Below are 17,340 nucleotides of genomic sequence, written 5' to 3'. Positions count from 1 at the left end.
CCGGTTGAGTGGCCGGATGGCCGTGGAATCAGTGGCCGGATGCGCGTGGAATGGGTGGCCGGATCAGCGTGGAATCGGTGGTCAGATGCTCATGGAATGGGTGGCCAGATGACCGTGGAATCCGCAGCGTACGTCGAAAAACGAAAAAACGGAACTTTTCGGGTGCAAATCAGAAGGAAAGGTTTTCCGGAACACAACGCCACTTTTGACAGTGAAGATGAGGCCAAAGCCTGGGCTCAGCAGATGGAAGCCTCGATGGTCGCAGGTCGTTTTGTAGATCTCCGAGAAGCTACAAAAACCACGCTGGCTGATGGTCTAAGAAAATACGTGGATGAAGTAACACCCAGCAAGAAAGGTGCGAAGCAAGAGCGAGACAGGATCAAAGTCTGGCTTGAGAATCCGCTATCCGAAAAGGCGCTGGCAGACATTACATCTCAAGATCTATCGCGGTATCGAGATAAGCGAAAAAAGGATGGGGCTTCTGCATCAACGATCCGCAGCGAGCTATCGATCATCAGCGTTGTTTTCAAGGCATACGACTCCGAGTGGGGTATGTCTGGTCTTAAAAATCCCATGGCCAGCGTTAAGCTTCCGGTAGTAAGGAACGCAAGAGACAGGCGCCTTACAGATCAGGAAATGGAAAAATTGCTGGCCGCAGCGACCGAGAAGACGCCTGAATTGGCTCTTATTATTCTGCTTTCTATCGAGACTGCTATGCGGCGAACAGAGCTTTTGACGCTCACTCGCGAGCAGATCAATGGATGCATCGCAAAGCTGGATGACACTAAAAACGGCACCGACAGAAAAGTGCCTCTTTCTAAGAAGGCAATCGAACTTCTAGCCCAGATTCCTGAGCAGAAAGACGGAAAGTGCTTCAGCTTGCGGCCTAATACCGTGACGAATTACATGGCTTTGATCAGGAAAAAGGCTGGAGTAAGCGATATTAAATTTCACGATATGCGGCACGAAGCGACGAGCCGACTCTTTGAAAAAGGACTGAGTATCGTAGAGGCACAGGTCGTAACGGGCCATAAGTCTCTCACTCAGCTGATGAGATACACGCACTTAAAGCCCGAAGATGTAGCAAAAAAACTTGGCTGATTAAGCATAGTAAACGGGCGGAATTCTCCTCTTTCTGCCCGGTTTTGCTTTCGGCGTAGCTGCTGGCGGCACTGCTTCTGTAACAGAAAGCCCGCGTATAAAAGTCATAACGTCCGACTTTATCCAAGCATGCTGCCCGGCAATCTTAAAACTCGCAGGAAGCCATGGAACTCGCCTCCGCAAACCCTCCCTGATCGAAGATTCTGTCTTACCCAGCATCGCTGCCATGCCTGCTACATAGATAACTTCGCTCATTAGAAGCCCCTCCGTGTCGTCATTTCGACGTACTTCTGGAGTTCCTGCACTGAATAAAGGGTGATTTTGCCGCGTTTATAATGCCCTGGAATCTCGGGGATCGACGCACTTCGCCACCTCTTGGCTCGCCATGCAATCAGCGTGTTGACTGATACACCGAGTATTTCTGCTGCTGCCGTCTGTCTCACCAGATCGTTTGGAAAAGTATACATACTGATAACTCACGCAAGACCGAGAACCCTTTTTCCCTGTCAATTGAGACCAATCAAAACACTGGATGAGTAACCAGTCAACGAAAAAAGCAGCGGCAAGTATTGACATTTTGCCAATAATCCGAGTGACAGTATAGAGATGGTATACTCTCGACACCAAAATCGATCAAAAAACACCCAAAAACCCCATAAAACTACCGCTCATCGCCATTTCGCATCCGACGAACGGTAAAACGCAGGCAAGAAAAAGCCCCGCAGTGTAAGCCGTGAGATCTGCGGGGCTCGTACATCAACAACAAGAGAGTGTATAGACAAGGAATTGGGCAATGCCTACATCTTTATAATAGCACAAACATTAAGTAAGTGTAGCTTTTTAGTATCATTTCAACAAATAAATCAACTTTTTTGAGCACAAAACCCACAACTTTGAGAACAATAGAAAATCATTTGACGGCAAACTAAAGCGGTTTTGCTTTCAAACAAGGGCGGTTTTAGTTGCTCTCAAAAAGGGCTGTTGTTTTTAGTTGATTGTTGGGTGGTTGTTATTATGTTTTGGGGATTAAAAAAGCCCCTTAGGTTAGGGGCTTTGGGTGGTTGTTGGCTTATTCTATGTAGATATTGCCAATCTCGTTTTGTGCTGGAAACCCGTTAGTGCCTGGTTTGTATTTAATGCGGGCTTTAACTATCTTCCCTGAGAGTTTAATCATGTCCTTGATGCTGTTAATTTCTTGTTTAGATGCCTTCTTTGCTCTGTCTGCGAGATCTTGGCTTACTTGAATTGCTTGGTCGCTGTAGCCGGTTCCGAAGAGTGTGTGCCAGAAAATTGCCCCGGCATGTTCTCCTGAGATGATTTTGCAGCTCAGTTTTGTTGTTTCTTTGCCGGCTTTTTCTATGTTTTCGGCCTTGTAGATTTGAATTACGGCGTCATGCTGGGCTACTGCACCAACGTTTTTGCCGGGTTTGTTGATGATTTTGAAGTCTGATTTGACTTTCCTTCTTAGCCAGCTGATGTGAGTTTTAACGAAAGATCGGGCCGATCTAATACGCGCTTGCTCCAAATTCTCGCCTGGTTTTGGCTTGTGCTTGTTGTACTGAGTATCGCGGAAATACTCATCGCCCGCATTTTCTTTAGCGTCAAAGTCGATGAGGCGCTGGAATATTTCTTCTTCTGTCGAACCTCGGAACATTGCGCCAAGCAGCCTAGTTAACTCATAGGATCTGCCGACAGCGCCTATGAAGGTTCCGGACTTTCGTGCTTTGGAAGTTGATGCGTATTCGATGTCTTGACCGTATGTGGACTGTCTAATTTTAGTTTCATCAACGTCCAGAGTATTGCCAGGATTGAAGAAACTGATGGCTCCGTTAAGACGGTCAGGGTGCACTGTGAATGTGTAGTAGCAGCGCGATAGCTCGTTCTTCCAGCAGCGATCAAGGACTTTAGAGAAACGACCGTCTAGGAACTCGTCAAAATCCTCTACCAGGGCTGACATGATGAATGGATATTCTTCCGGGTAAACTGGGCGGCTAAAGGGTATTAGGAGGCGGAAACGAGGGCATTCAGGGGTGTTTGAGTAGCTAGTATAAACAGCGTGCTCAAGTCCCATATCTATCGCCACGTCCTCTATTTCTTCGAGCGTGATGATGTCGTCTTCGGGCTTTTGGTCGATATCGAAGACAGCTATATGCATCTCAGAAACGTTGTCGGCAGTGCGGCTTGGTAGTCTGAAGGCGCCTGGTATAAATGTCTTACCGACTTTTTCTGGGCTTACTCGCATGTCTGCAAGCTCCGTTTCGAAGAAGCTGTAGAAATTGTCGGCCTGGCGATTTATTACTTCGACAGTGTGTGCAGTTCTTTGTATCGCGTACTTAAAGGTCATTGTATTTACTCTTGTTGTTGTCTGGTTCTCATGCCAGCAACTACATTATTACAGTGAGATTTTTATTGCGCAATACCCCGCACTATGGACACTTACAGACATTTACATATACTTTGGGACATTTGCGGAGATATAGGGATAGTTTGGGATGGTTGCGGGTTGCTGCATTTCTAGCTTTTCATTTTTAAGAGTTTTTAAGAGCCGGAGAAAGCCGGGCAAGGGCATGCGCGCGCTGTGTGCTTTCAAACGCATTACTACATCATGTATCAAAGTATGTGTGTCTTTCCATACATTGTCCACGCGCTATACTCGCTCTACACCTTAATAAGAAGAAAAGAAGAGAAGGTGCGCTCCATGCTTGTGCCTGGGATCTGTTTCTTTTCTCCGGTTTTGTAAAACTCTTAAGAATGAAAAGCTTGTTACACTATAAAAGAAGCTCGGCCCGCAACCTGCTAACTCCGCATATATCCGCATATATCCGCATATATCCGCATATATCCGCAAATATCCGCAAATATCCGAAAGTATATGTAAATGTCCGTAAGTGTCTATAGTAATGGGTATTGCACTATATAAAGCTCACTGTGATACTAGAGTTGCTGAGGTGAGACTCAGCATCAACCACTTAGAGTAATAACTATGTACGCACTAAATACAGAAATTGACGGTTTCGAGACAATCACTACTGCTGACGTTTTAGCTAAAGCAGTATCACTTAAGGCAGATTACCCAACTACGAAAAGAATAATCGGCGTAGAATCAGGCGTAATGCCAGCTATCGCCGCTGCTTACAAAACAGCATCAGGCATAGCAGAAAAAGGCGTGGTCATTGCTGACAGTATCTACAGTATGCGCAAGCTTGACATAGCAATGCTCATCGCACGTAACGACTCAAGCAAAGAAGCACTGCACCGCGCCGCTTACGAGCTCGCCAGGGACGCTTTTTTAACCGGCGACATTGCGGGCAAGTCTGAAATGCTCGCGCTGGCATCTAGCGAAAGCCCGGCTTACTGCCGCTACTTGATCGAGCGCAAGCTTGAAAAGATGAGCGCAGAGCTGCACAGACGCACTCAGCACATGTCTTCTATATACGCTGACATGTACGCACAAGCCCCTGAAAGCCCAGCGGTCATCAAAGAAGAGATCTGCACGCACGGCGGCAAGTACCTTCTAAACCTGCCCACGGCCTACGGAAAAACTTCAGAAATAATCGACCCGGTCGTCCGTGAGTCAATCGAAATCGGCCTTAAAGTCTTGGTCATCAGCCATCGCCGTTCGATCAACGCAAACATCTGCAACGGCATCACTGGCATGGTCTCTTACGACGAATGCACTTCGCCAGAAATCATCAAAAACGCACGCGCCCTCAAAATCGTCGTCAACTCACTCAGCGCCGACAAGTTCAAAAGCTTCATCGAAAGCGCTGACGTTGTGATCATCGACGAAGCATCTCAAGTCATCAGCCACGTCCTCGGCGGCGAAGTAAAAGCCCGCGAGGCCGTTTGGAACGCCCTGAATTTTGTTGTCAAAAACGCTCCTACAGTCGTAATGGCAGACGCTGACATCAATGCGCGTTGCGTGAACATGATCGGATGGGATCACACGCTGTACAGCTTGAAGCGCGATCACAGCGACATCAAAGTTAAGACAGCTGACATCGAGCATGTGCGCGGTTTGGTTATCGAAGCTGCGATTGAGGGTGAAACGGTGCTTGTCTCTTGCGACGGTGCTAAGTCTGCAAAAGCCCTGGCTGCTGCGATCAAGAAAAAAGCTGGCATCGACGCTCTTGTGATCACTAGCGAAAACGCAAAGTGGAAAGATCAAGCAGCCTTTATCGCTAACCCGAATTCCACGGATCACCAGGTCGTCATCTACAGCCCTGTGATCACTTCTGCTCTGTCCATTACGAGTGGCCATTTCAAAAAACACTTCGGTCTTTTCTCTGGTCAAGTAGTGCCGTCAGACGCGATTCAGATGCTCCGCCGCGACCGCACGGCAGTCGAGTTCATCGTTGGAATGAAGACCCCTGAATACTCCAAGCAAGAGCAACTAGAGGCCATGGAGCGCCGCACAGAAGCACCAACAACGCGAGCCGCTATCGAGGCTGCTGACATCGATGAAAGCTTGAAAGCGGTGCTGATAGAAGCTCTGGACTTTGACATCAAACCATCGGCGTTCGAAGAAATGAGATATGAGCACATGAGCGATGAGGCATGGCTCCGTGACAACATCCAGAACAGTCTGCCAGCAACCCTCATTAGCCAAGGTTTCTCGGTTGACGTGCTGGAGCACAGCGACGAGATGGCCCGCCTGGGCTTCGTAGCAGAGAGCCAAGGCCGCAAAGAAGTGAATGCGATGGCGGCCGAAAAAGTCATGGCCAGCAAGGCCGCAAAAAAGGAAACGGTTGCTCAGGTAAAAGACGCTGGTTCTGCTGATGAGATCGAGCACTTCGAAGTGATCCGTGCACGTGCTGAGGAAGTGATCGGGCTCCGAGAGCTGACCAGGGAAGATGCAAATGTTTGGAAATTTGGGAATGGCGAAGACACAATCAACCGCTTCCGGAAGATGCACGGAAGCGACGGCGATGGTGCCCAAGGCAAGATCTTCACAGCTCTGAAAACCGCCGCTCTGCACATGCTTGAACAAAAGAACTGGACAGCAGAAAGCAGTACCGCACTATTCGACACTCTCAACGCCATGCGCATGGACGTGATCCGCCTGGGCCTGAGCATCGGCAAGGCATCAACCACAAAAGCCAAGCAAGCCGCAGTCACTAAGCTCATGAGTCAGCTGGGTTTGAAGACAAAGAAAGTTAATGGGGGCAAAAGCGGCACTTACTACATCATCAAGAAGTGTTCATATGATCATATGTTGACTTATATAATTTGAGACTTTGGGCTATAGGATGGTGCCCAGCGAGCGTTATTCACTGGTACAACCATGACCGTAACTCATCCAAGTTGGCGACAATGATCTGCTGTGCACTAGCCTTCGTCTGAATCTTGTGGAGGTCGATCTGATAACGCTGCAACACGTACTGAACCAATGCGCCACGACTCTCAACGACTAGCTGACCATTTTGCATGCCGTAGTCAGCTTCGATGACAGCACGCTGTGCAGGCTTCAGGCGTGGGTCAGGTTCTATGATGATGCTGACCTCAGCTAGCCAGTCATCGTCTGCCTCTCGTGCCATTTCTGAATGATCAAGCACGTCTGGGTCACCCCGGAACCGGCTCAACACAAAATCTCGATAATCACGATTCTTTTCGCAATACGCCCTGACATGCCAGCGCATGCCGGTGTAGATGAGTATGTGCGGGACGATCAGGCGCGTTTCCGGCTCTGGGTTAGCCAGGGACACATACTCGCATTCAAGGCGAAGGCCTTCTCGGCAGGCCTTGAGTAACGGTCTCAGTATCTCTGGGCGAACGGAGCGATCCGGTACCTGAAGAACCTCTGTGTGGGCGTACGCCAGGGCAAGGCCTTCGATATGCGGGGCTCTTTCGTGGTTCTGATTCAGCAGGTGAAGGTAAGCGCTTGCACTGTCATCTATGAACAGCGGTTTAAAGCCCTTTGCCGGTACGTAGCCCTTCAGGTGCTTGTCATATGTAAGATTTTTCGGCGCATGTTCCGTAATGTAGGTATTTATGTCCTTGGAGGCCTGCTGTCTGCTGATCCCAAAGCTCTGGATCAGGTGGTTGGTGGTTAGTCGGCCCTCCCACCACGCCACGGTTTCGATCAAACGGTAGCGAAGCGCGAGATCCCAACGTACCTGCTCAATTGACTGCTTGCGTTTCATTGCCACTCCATCTGCATGAAAAGTTTACCTGTTCAAGTAAACACTCTGGATATGTAAAGCTAGGCTACATACAGTCTATCCATGTCGCAAGGAAGCCCTTGCGTGATTGGAGGCTCGAAGTGACAGCACTCTCACAGCTATGGATGGTTACTGGATTGGCCGCAGGCTTGGTCTTGCTGCTTGCGCTGGCCATGTTGTTCCAGCAATTGCGTATTCGTGGGCTGCGCTCAGCTCGGCTGGAATTGCTTAAGCAGGCTGAGGTGATGCGTGCTGAGCGTCGAGAGTTGCTGGATCAGCATGCTGAGCTGCAAGCAGCACTCCGCGCCGAGTGTTCGCATGTCGCTCAGCTGGAGCGAAAAGTCTACCTTCTGGAGACCGTTATTGAGGATGAAGCGCTGCAAATGACGGGGAGGGGCGAATGACTACAGCAATGCTCTTAAAACCCCATGGCGTACGTCAAGAGATCGCAAATCGACTGCTGGCCAAGGTTCCATCTCTGTTCTGGGTGATTGAATCGGCCCAAGTGGCCTTAATGCTGGCATTAACTAGGATGGCCTCTCAAAATACGTCGATTAGCGTATTTGAAGAGAAAGTGTTGTTCGTGAGCAGCCCATACCAAGCCAATTTCACCAAATGCTCATTGATCGTGCCTGAGTCGCGGATCATCGCAGGCCTTTTGTTACAGGGCGTAGAAGGCAGCGACTGGGATAAACAGGTGCGCGACTTAAATGTGCTGCAAAAACGCACAGCCAAAACCGCCGACTCCTACGCCACCTTGGCGCGCTCGCGTCTGCAAACGATGGGGGCTGGTCTATGGGAGTTGGTGCGCGATGGCAGCGCTCCTGTAGCGACGCATGCTGTTCTTGCCGCCACGGTCAAGTTCTCGCCACTATTTGGGGACTTCATGCGTACCGTCGTGCGTGACCAGTTCCGCCGCTTCGCCACCCATCTGGAAGCACGGCATTGGGATGCCTACATCGAAGACAGCCTGCGTTCACAGCCGAACATGCCTACCCTCAGCGACTCCACACGGGTTAAGTTAAGGCAAAACGCCATGCGTATGCTGGCGGAGGCTGGTTTCATCGAGAACACCCGCAGCTTGCGCCTACGCAGTCAGCAGATTGAACCTGCGGTTCTTCATTATTTACGTCAACACAATGAGCAGTACGTGCTCGATTGCCTCCAGGTATGCCCGTGAACGACCTCGACGAACGCCTCAATAAAATTCTGGAGAAGGTCACCTCCGATGACTTTCTCGGTGGTCAAGGTCTGGGCAACGAAGTGCCGTTCTATGCCTTTGACTATCCGCCTCAAGATGAGATGCAGGTGCGTGAGCATGTGCGGTTTCTCGAAGGCGCTATCAGCAAACGTCGCCCAGAGCTGAAGGTTGCGTTCATCAACCTGTTTGAGCTGCTGCTGGAAATGCTCAACAACCGCAAGCTGCTGGATAAGTCCATCGACCTGCAAGCGCAGAAGGGCGACGAGGCTCTGCAAAAAGCCCTCAAGGCACCACTGGATGCAGGCAAGGTGGCCAAAGAGCTGGTTGATCGCTATCCGCCCAATGAGTACGGCTTGCTGGTCATCAATGGTGTCGGCAGTGCCTATCCACTGATCCGCACCCACAACCTCCTGAACAACCTCCAGCCTTTCATGGGGCAGACCCCGCTGGTGGTGTTCTATCCAGGCCTCTATGACGGCCAGTCGCTAAAGCTGTTCGGACAGCTGGGCGAGAAACCTTATTACCGTGCTTTCCGACTGGTGAGCTGAAAAGGATGTCCACCGTGCAAATCAAGAGTCTGTTTACCCGCTCCATTCACCGCTCCATCAATGGCGTGATCAAGGCTGATCAGGATGATGCTGAGTCCGTCTGGCAAGAGCTGGATGAGTACGTCATCACCCGTGAGCTGGATCAGCACCTGCGTAGCTTTTTTGAAAGCTACCTGGCGGCCCTGGACAACCCCCAGGATGCGTCTGGGCGAGTGGGGGTGTGGATCTCTGGTTTCTTCGGTTCGGGTAAATCGCACTTCCTGAAAATCCTCTCTTACCTGTTGGAGAACAAGCAGGTCAGCAAGGACGGCGAAACGCGGCAGGCCATCGATTTCTTCGAGCGCAAAATTGCCGACCCGATGCTCGCTGCCGACATCAAGCGTGCCATCGCCGCCGAGACCGATGTGCTGCTGTTCAACATCGACAGCAAGGCTGATAGCGGTGATGGCCGCGATGCCATCCTTCGTGTCTTTCTTAAGATCTTCAATGAGCGCTTGGGCTTCTGCGGTGATCACCCGCATATCGCCCACATGGAGCGCCACCTGGATGACCTAGGCAAGTTTGCTGCGTTCAAGCAGGCGTTTGCCGACGCGTCAGGTTCCACCTGGGAAGATGAGCGCGACGCCTATCATTTCCAGGTTGATGCACTGGCTACTGCTCTGTCGCAAACCCTCGGGCAGGAAATCAAAGATGCCGACGCTTGGGTGGAACGTTTTGAAAACGACTTCAGCCTCAATGTGGAAAGCTTCGCCAAGTGGGTGAAGGAGTACCTGGATAAGCGCGGCAAGGATCAGCGCATCGTGTTCCTGGTGGACGAAGTCGGTCAGTTCATTGGCCAGGACACCCACCTGATGCTCAGTCTGCAAACCATCACCGAAAACCTCGGCACGATCTGCGGTGGTCGCGCTTGGGTTCTGGTCACCTCGCAGGAAGACATCGATGCTGTATTGGGAGAAGTGCGCGCCTCCAAGGCCAACGACTTCTCCAAGATTCAGGGTCGCTTCAAAACCCGCCTGTCGCTGTCCAGCGGTAACGTCGATGAGGTCATCCAGCGTCGTCTGCTCGACAAAGAACCTGAGCCCAAGGATGCCCTGCGCAAGATCTACCGCGAGAAGGCCGACATCCTGCGCAACCAGCTCAGCTTCACCAACACCGGGCGCACCTATAAAGCGTTCACTGACGAAGATAACTTCGCCGCCGTTTACCCCTTTGTGCCGTATCAGTTTCAGCTCGTGCAGCGCATTTTCGAAAGCATCCGCAAGGCTGGCGCTACCGGTACACACCTGGCCCGAGGCGAGCGCTCGCTGCTGGATGCCTTCCAGTCGGCGGCCAAGGCCGTCAGTGAAAACAACGTCGGCGTCCTGGTACCGCTTTACCGCTTCTATCCGTCCATCGAAGGCTTCCTTGAGGGCGTGGTCAAATCGACCATCGACAACGCCGCCAGCAACCCAAGCCTGCAAGAGTTCGACCCCTTGGTGCTGAAGACCCTGTTCCTCATCCGCTATGTCGATGAGATCAAGGGCAACGTCGACAACCTGATCACCCTGTTTATCGACGAGATTGACGCCGACCGCCAAGGCCTGCGTAAGCAGATTGAAGACAGCCTCCAGCGCCTGGAGAAGGAAACCCTGGTCAGCCGGAACGGTGATGACTTCTTCTTTCTGACTAACGAAGAGCGCGACATCAGCCGTGAGATCAAGGATGTCGACCTCACCAGCGCCGATGAAGCCCGCGAGCTGGGCCAGCTGTTGTTTGATGAAGCGCTACGCGGACAGCGCAAGTTCCGTTTCCCCGACAATGGCAAAGACTTTGGCCTCAACCGCCAGTGCGATCTTCACCCCCTGGGCAACCGTGTTGATGGTGATCTGCTGATCTCGGTTATCAGCCCCCTGGTGGATGACCGAGACACCTGGAGCGAGCAGCGCTGTATTCTTGAATCCAGTCAGGGGGAGGGCAGTGTGCTCTTGCGCCTGGAGGATGAACGCGACCTGGCCCGTGAGCTGCGTCTGTACCTGCAAACTGACAAATACATCACCCGTAAAAACGACGGCACGCTGCCGCATAACACCAAGCGCATTCTTCAGGATCGTGCCGAGGAAAACCGCCAGCGCCGCCAGCGCCTGAGTACCACCGTGGATCGTCTGCTGCGTGAGGCCGAGGTTTACGTGGCCGGCAACAAGCTGGAGACCAAAGCTTCCAGTGCGCCGATGCTGGCCGAAGAGGCGCTCGACTACCTGGTGCGTAATACCTTTAGCAAACTGGGTTACATCCAGCACCTGAGCAGCGACCCACAGAAAGAAATCCAGGCCATGCTGGCCACACAGCAAACGCCAGGTTTGGGGCTGGAAAGCACGGGCGAGGCCAATCCGCGCGCACTGAAAGAGGTGAGTCAGCACATTGAATTGCTGGCGGGGCAATCACGTCGCATCGTCCTGCATGACCTCGCGGAGACCCACTACGGTCGTCGTCCATATGGTTGGCCAGAATGGGAAACCGTATTGCTGATTGTGCGGCTAATGCTCAAGGGCGAAGTCAGCCTGATCGGCAATGGTGGCCCGCTGGCTCCGCAGCAAATCTGGGCTGAAATCTCCACCCCGGCCCGATGGCGCACCACTGAAATTCAGAAGCGCCAACAGGTCGGCTCTGGCGAGCTGCAAAAAGCCCGTCAGCAATTCAAAGAGGTGTTTCAGAAGATCGCCCCGGATGGTGAGGACAGTCTCTATAGCCTTCTGCAAAGCAGCCTGGCCAGCTGGGAGAGTGAGTTCAAACAGTGGCGTGCATTGGCACAGACCGGCCAGTACCCAGGGTTGGATGACATTGACCAGGGCATCAGGCTGATTGGCAAACTCAAAGCCGCGCCGGATAGCTTTGATGCCATTCAGTTGTTCCTCAAGGAGCGCAGCGCGCTGCTTGATCTCTCTGACAGTTACGGTGACCTGGATAACTTCTACAGCAGCCAGAAAACCGCCTGGGACAAACTGGGTGCGGCGCAGCGGGACTTCCAGCCCAACCGGCCCAAGCTGGAGAAAGATGAAAAAGCTGCTCGTGCCCTGGCTCGCATTGACGAAATCCTCAATGCCAAAGCCCCGTTCAATCTCATTCGCGAAGGTGACGGGCTGATCCAAACGATTACCCAGGTCAACGATGGCTTCCTCAAGGAAGCCCATGAGCGTGCAGATGCCTGGTTGGACAAGCAATTAGCCAAGGTCAATGCGGAATTGGATGACCTTCAAGCCAGCACAGATCAGCGCAACAAGAGCCTGCTCGCCCTGCAAAACCTCCGGCAGCGCATTAGCAAACAGCGCAGCCTGGCTCATATCAGCCAGATGCAGGATGAAGCTCGCGACCTGGCTGATGCGGCCATCGACCATCTACACCTGTTGGCTGAACAGGCTGCCGCTAAAGCCAAGGCCGCAGCCAGTGAAGCGGCGGCCAAACCGGTGACATCGGGTAGCGGTAACCCTGGCGTGGCAGTGGCAGAACCCACCGCTCAGTTGGTTAATACACCAGCGGCTGTAGTCGCGCCGGTCGTACCGGTCAAAAAACGCCGAGTTATCGATGCTCAGCTGCTCGCTGGCTCTGGCTACATCGAAACACAAGCCGATATCGACAACTTCCTCGCCAAGCTGCGTAAAGAGCTTGAGCAGGCAGTCGCTGATAACCAGCGTGTAGAAATACGTTAATACTGATCTCATCTGCCCATCTAGTTGGGTGGGCAGGTGAAACAACTACCCCTGAAAAGGATTTCCCTATGCGTTCTTTGATTGCTGTTTGTGCAAGCCTTTTGCTCGCTTCCCAAGCGGTTGCTGCCGAGCAGCCCAAACTATTCAAGTCCTGGGCTTACGATGCTCCCATGTCAGCGTTTACCGAGGCCGATGGCTATTACGATTGCTCAGCAGACTTTGGCGCAAAAGCGCTGTGCACAGATGAAGTTGAGTTCTTAGGCCACACCTTTGGTGCAGTACTAATTCCGTCCAGCGAGCGCTTGCAAGCTGTGATGTTGGCGTCGGAGTTTGATCAAGACGTCTATGTCAAAGCCATTGGCGCATTAGTCAAAGGTTTCACCATGGTTGGCATGCGCGGTGCGAGTGATCAGTTCGACTTAGTTGAAGCCATTCGCTCAAGCGGGAATGTTCAAACGTTCCAAGCCAAGGTGAATGACTACGAGACGCTCAATCTCAATCAAGGCCAATTGACCTACGTCTTTCTTGAGCAGCCCGCCGAGAAAGTGAGAGCGCACAAGACAGCTCACGCCGCTACCGTTGCCGCCCCTACGAGCGCTCGCACTGCTGAGTTGTTTGTCGTGCAAGATGCAGAAGAGTCGGCCTTGCTCATCAAGTTCACGCTGCCCGGCCTTTATCAGCAGCAAATGCTGGATAGCGTCAAACAGGCTCCAGCAGAAGACTTCTGAAGCGCTCACCATCCCTGAATACTGCTGAGTTCGTCGGATACGGCGAGCTTTGGCATAGGGCTGACTAGTCCGCCAGAACCACCAGGCCACGGCCCGCAAGGAATACCGAATGAACCGCTCAGCCCTGAAAAAATACGCCCCCCAGGCTCGTCTCGACTTTATCGAGGCCGTCACCCTGCGTGCCCGTCGCCTCGGCCTTGATCCGACATTGCCGGTCAGTGTCGAACAAACGGGCGACGTATTGCTGATTGCTGGCCAGCCTTTCCCGGTCAGCGTTGCCAAGCAGCGTACGGCTCTGGCTCAGCGTATTCAGCAGCAGGGCTTCAGCGCCGTTGTCGAGGCCTTGGCTTACACCTGGTTCAACCGCCTGGTAGCCATCCGCTTTATGGAACTCAAGGGCTACCTCAGCCATGGCTACCGCGTACTTAGCCACCCGCAAGGCCAGCAGCCGGAGATCCTCGATCACGTGCAGCACCTTGATCTGCCTGGCCTGAACAAGGCCGAGGTTATTCGCCTGAAGACCGCAGGTAATCAGGACGAAGCCCTTTATCGCGAGATTCTGCTAGCCCAGTGCCACGAGCTGCACCGCAATATGCCGTTCCTTTTTGAAGCACTGGACGATGCAACCGAGCTGCTGCTCCCGGACAACCTTCTGCGCACCGACTCGCCCATTGCTCACCTGGTCAGCGATATCGAAGAGGCCGACTGGCAAGAGGTCGAGGTCATCGGCTGGCTCTACCAGTTCTATATCAGCGACAAAAAGGATGAGGTGATCGGCAAGGTGGTCAAGAGCGAGGACATTCCCGCCGCCACCCAGTTGTTCACTCCTAACTGGATCGTTCAGTACCTGGTTCAGAACAGCCTCGGTCGCCTATGGCTAATGGCCAACCCTGGCTCCAGCCTTAAAGAAAAAATGCCTTACTACATCGAGCCCGCCGAGCAAACGCCGGAAGTGCAGGCCCAGCTCGACGCGTTGATCAAGGTACGGATGGATGAGGATGGCGGAACCCTCAATCCCGAATCCCTTACCGTCCTCGATCCAGCCTGCGGTTCTGGCCATATTCTGGCCGAAGCCTACAACCTGCTTCGCGCCATCTATGAGGAGCGGGGTTATCGCCTGCGCGACATCCCTCGGCTGATCCTGCAAAAGAACCTATATGGCCTGGACATCGATGACCGCGCAGCCCAACTTGCCGGTTTCGCCCTGCTGATGAAGGCTCGCGAGGATGATCGCCGGTTATTCGATGAAGAGGGAAATCCGCCACACCTCAATGTAATGGCCATTCAACAAAGTACAGGTCTGCCAGATGAGGAAATAGCCCGTGTCATTCTTAATGCCGCTATCCATATTGAAGGTGGAGATGCTTTCCACTCGGGACAGCTATTCGGCGGTGGTCAACTGGAAACTCAGCATGGCTCCGGGCTTACCGTTCTTGATCTGCGCCAACTAGTTCAGCTGTTTGAGCATGGCAAGACCTTTGGTTCGCTGATAAGTGTGCCAGATACACTGAAGGCCAAGCTTGGCAAAATTGTTGATCTGCTTGCTACAGTGCGAAGCAAGGGAGATGACTTGTCGCGTAGTTATGCGAGTCAGGTGTTGGAGCAATTTGCCTGGCCGGCTAGTTTGCTTGCGTTGCAATACGACGCGGTGGTAGCGAATCCTCCATATATGGGACAGAAGGGGATGAACTCTGACCTGAAAGAGTTCGCTAAGAAATCATATCCGGATAGTAAAGCTGATTTGTTTGCAGTGTTCATCGAAAGAGGATTTTCTTGGTGTCGGCATGGCGGTTTCCATAGCATGGTGACCATGCAGAGCTGGATGTTCCTGCCTACTTTTGAAGGGGTGAGGAGAAAACTTTTAGATGGGAAGATGCTTTCGTCGCTGCTGCATATGTCAAATGGCGTGATGGGTATTGCGTTTGGGACTGCGGCTTCAGTTTTTTTGAATTCAAGAATATCCTCAGGTGTCGGGAGCTTTTCATATTGCGCATTATCAGATCTTGACGAGGCTGGGAGGCCCTGTGAGTTTCCGGTTAAGAATGACAGGCTTAAAAACTCTACTGTAGAGCGTTTTTTTGAGATACCAGGTTCTCCTGTGGCTTATTGGGTTGGAGATGAAGTATTTACAGTTTTTTCTAGACTTCCCAAAATATCTGAATGCGCCGATGTTAGGCAGGGAATGGCTACAGCTGACAATGGGCGTTTCTTAAGGTTCTGGTACGAGGTCAATAATTCCAAATGCTCATTTGGAGTTTCAGGTAGGCAGCAAGCTAAAGAGTCGCATTCAAAATGGTTTCCTTATAATAAGGGAGGGGCATTTAGGAAGTGGTTTGGAAACAATGATTATGTTGTGAATTGGGAGAATGACGGGGAAGAGTTGTGGTCGTTCCGTCCTAATTCCGTTATAAGAAATCCGGATTATTATTTTAAGGAATCTGCGAGCTGGACTCTCTTGGGGTCTTCGTATTTCGGGGCAAGATATTTTCCTGAGGGATTCATATTTGATGTAAATGGCATGAGTGCATTCTCGGTGAGGTTGGGTGTTAAAAGTATTGTTGCCTATCTTAACTCTGTTGTTAGCTCGTATTTTTTAAAAATAATCAATCCAAGTATGGCATTTCAGGTTGGCGATATTATGAGGTTGCCGGTCGCTGATGTTCTTTTGAGTGGGGCTGGTTTGGATGGAGCAGAGGAGTGTATAAGTATAGCGACTTCAGACTGGAACTCATTCGAAGAAGCCTGGGGGTTTAGTGTCAGTCCAATTGTGGATAAGGCTATAAGTGGTGACTCTTTAGACTCTGCTTGGAGGAGGGTTGAGAGTGATAAGGCTTATAGTCTTAGTCGAATGCGTGAGCTTGAGGTCGAAAATAATAAGATGTTGATTGCAGCTTACGGACTTGAGAGCTTGCTTTCATGTGATGTTGAAGAAGATCAAATTACTCTATCCCGAGCGGATCGCCAAAGGGATATGCAAAGTCTGGTCTCTTATTCTATCGGCTGTATGATGGGGCGTTATAGCCTAGACGAGCCAGGTTTGGTTTATGCCCATGGTGCCGGCGTAGATTTTGATTCCTCTCGATACAAAATGTTCTCGGCAGATGTCGACGGCATAATTCCTATTACTGACGAATCTTGGTTCGAAGACGATGCTGCTGAGCGCGTGCGCGAGTTCGTCCACGTGGTCTGGGGTGACGAAACCTTGGTGGAAAACATGGAGTGGCTGACCGATAGCCTGGGCCGCAAGTCCGGTGAATCAGCCGACGAAGCCATCCGCCGATACCTGTCCACCAGTTTCTACAAAGACCACCTGCAAACCTACAAGAAGCGCCCAATCTACTGGCTGTTCTCCAGTGGCAAGCAAAAGGCCTTCGAGTGCTTGGTTTACCTGCACCGCTACAACGAGGGCACGCTCTCTCGCATGCGCATGGAATACGTAGTGCCGCTGCAAAGCCGTATGCAGGCCCGTATCGATAAGCTCACCGACGACATCGACAACGCCACCAGCAGCGCCCAACAAAAAGCCCTGCAAAAGCGCAAAGACAAGCTCACCAAACAACTCGAAGAACTCCGCCGCTTCGACGAAAACCTACGCCCCTACGCCGACCAACGCATCACCCTCGACCTAGATGATGGCGTAAAGGTTAACTACGGTAAGTTTGGTAATCTGCTGGCCGAAGTGAAAGCCATCACTGGCGGCAAGGAAGATTAAGCCTGCCGTCATCCATGTTGTGGATCTTGCTGAGCGTTATGCGCTCCTGATTGTCTATTATTGATAGGAAAATTTATGAGGTAAGCGTCCGGCCAACTCACCTTCCGAACTCCAGCATTAAGGGCGATGGTGTCCGCGTATTTTTAAGCGGACGCGATAGCCCTTATCGCCGGGATTTCCATGCGCCAACGAAGCTCTTACCCCAA

General features: G+C 51.9%; 11 protein-coding genes. 8 read left to right on the top strand and 3 right to left on the bottom strand.

What is annotated here, in order from left to right:
* Positions 1-1,101: site-specific integrase (locus HBN63_RS20230; protein ID WP_223181891.1), on the top strand; the 1,101-nt coding region annotated here is incomplete at its 5' end.
* Here the strand turns inward: HBN63_RS20230 and HBN63_RS20225 are convergent.
* Entirely contained in the window at positions 1,102-1,356 is a 255-nt protein-coding gene (locus tag HBN63_RS20225) for a hypothetical protein (RefSeq protein ID WP_170050661.1), read from the bottom strand.
* A gap of 814 nt (positions 1,357-2,170) precedes the next feature.
* Positions 2,171-3,445, bottom strand: a complete 1,275-nt coding sequence (locus HBN63_RS20220; protein WP_170050660.1) for a hypothetical protein — start codon at positions 3,443-3,445, stop codon at positions 2,171-2,173.
* A gap of 639 nt (positions 3,446-4,084) precedes the next feature.
* Between HBN63_RS20220 and HBN63_RS20215 the strand changes: the two genes are divergently transcribed.
* Positions 4,085-6,334 carry a plasmid replication protein, CyRepA1 family gene (locus HBN63_RS20215; RefSeq protein ID WP_170050659.1) on the top strand — a complete coding sequence of 750 codons (2,250 nt, stop codon included), beginning with the start codon at positions 4,085-4,087 and terminating at the stop codon, positions 6,332-6,334.
* Between the two features lie 37 nt (positions 6,335-6,371).
* On the opposite strand, the gene HBN63_RS20210 is transcribed toward HBN63_RS20215, so the two are convergent.
* Entirely contained in the window at positions 6,372-7,244 is an 873-nt protein-coding gene (locus tag HBN63_RS20210; protein WP_170050658.1) for a WYL domain-containing protein, read from the bottom strand.
* Between the two features lie 119 nt (positions 7,245-7,363).
* Between HBN63_RS20210 and HBN63_RS20205 the strand changes: the two genes are divergently transcribed.
* The 6 genes from HBN63_RS20205 (at position 7,364) to pglX (ending at position 17,134) form a co-directional block, all read left to right on the top strand.
* The gene (locus HBN63_RS20205; RefSeq protein WP_170050657.1) at positions 7,364-7,666 is read left to right on the top strand and encodes a hypothetical protein; all 303 of its coding nucleotides are present in this window, start codon (positions 7,364-7,366) and stop codon (positions 7,664-7,666) included.
* A complete protein-coding gene (locus tag HBN63_RS20200; protein WP_223181890.1) occupies positions 7,663-8,442 on the top strand; it encodes a DUF1819 family protein in 780 nt (259 codons plus the stop codon). Before HBN63_RS20205 ends, HBN63_RS20200 begins: the two co-directional genes overlap by 4 nt.
* Positions 8,433-9,011 (top strand): DUF1788 domain-containing protein, encoded by a 579-nt coding sequence (locus tag HBN63_RS20195; protein WP_170050656.1) that lies wholly within the window; start codon positions 8,433-8,435, stop codon positions 9,009-9,011. Before HBN63_RS20200 ends, HBN63_RS20195 begins: the two co-directional genes overlap by 10 nt.
* A gap of 14 nt (positions 9,012-9,025) precedes the next feature.
* Positions 9,026-12,694 (top strand): BREX system P-loop protein BrxC, encoded by a 3,669-nt coding sequence (gene brxC / locus HBN63_RS20190; protein ID WP_170050655.1) that lies wholly within the window; start codon positions 9,026-9,028, stop codon positions 12,692-12,694.
* Between the two features lie 68 nt (positions 12,695-12,762).
* Positions 12,763-13,422 carry a hypothetical protein gene (locus HBN63_RS20185; protein ID WP_170050654.1) on the top strand — a complete coding sequence of 220 codons (660 nt, stop codon included), beginning with the start codon at positions 12,763-12,765 and terminating at the stop codon, positions 13,420-13,422.
* A 109-nt stretch (positions 13,423-13,531) separates the two neighbouring features.
* Positions 13,532-17,134: a BREX-1 system adenine-specific DNA-methyltransferase PglX gene (gene pglX, locus HBN63_RS20180; protein WP_170050653.1), complete on the top strand. Its 3,603-nt coding sequence runs from the start codon at positions 13,532-13,534 to the stop codon at positions 17,132-17,134.
* The last annotated feature ends 206 nt before the right edge of the window (positions 17,135-17,340 follow it).

Source organism: Pseudomonas sp. WS 5011 (assembly GCF_012985775.1).
Lineage (GTDB): Bacteria > Pseudomonadota > Gammaproteobacteria > Pseudomonadales > Pseudomonadaceae > Aquipseudomonas > Aquipseudomonas peli.
The sequence above is the reverse complement of the archived record's forward strand: the minus strand, read 5'-3'. Positions and strand labels throughout refer to the sequence as shown.

Coding starts and splice junctions, on each gene's coding strand:
- HBN63_RS20225 (WP_170050661.1), bottom strand. CDS start 1,356: ATGAGCGAAGTTATCTATGTAGCAGGCATGGCAGCGATGCTGGGTAAG.
- HBN63_RS20220 (WP_170050660.1), bottom strand. CDS start 3,445: ATGACCTTTAAGTACGCGATACAAAGAACTGCACACACTGTCGAAGTA.
- HBN63_RS20215 (WP_170050659.1), top strand. CDS start 4,085: ATGTACGCACTAAATACAGAAATTGACGGTTTCGAGACAATCACTACT.
- HBN63_RS20210 (WP_170050658.1), bottom strand. CDS start 7,244: ATGAAACGCAAGCAGTCAATTGAGCAGGTACGTTGGGATCTCGCGCTT.
- HBN63_RS20200 (WP_223181890.1), top strand. CDS start 7,663: ATGACTACAGCAATGCTCTTAAAACCCCATGGCGTACGTCAAGAGATC.
- HBN63_RS20195 (WP_170050656.1), top strand. CDS start 8,433: ATGCCCGTGAACGACCTCGACGAACGCCTCAATAAAATTCTGGAGAAG.
- HBN63_RS20185 (WP_170050654.1), top strand. CDS start 12,763: ATGCGTTCTTTGATTGCTGTTTGTGCAAGCCTTTTGCTCGCTTCCCAA.
- pglX (WP_170050653.1), top strand. CDS start 13,532: ATGAACCGCTCAGCCCTGAAAAAATACGCCCCCCAGGCTCGTCTCGAC.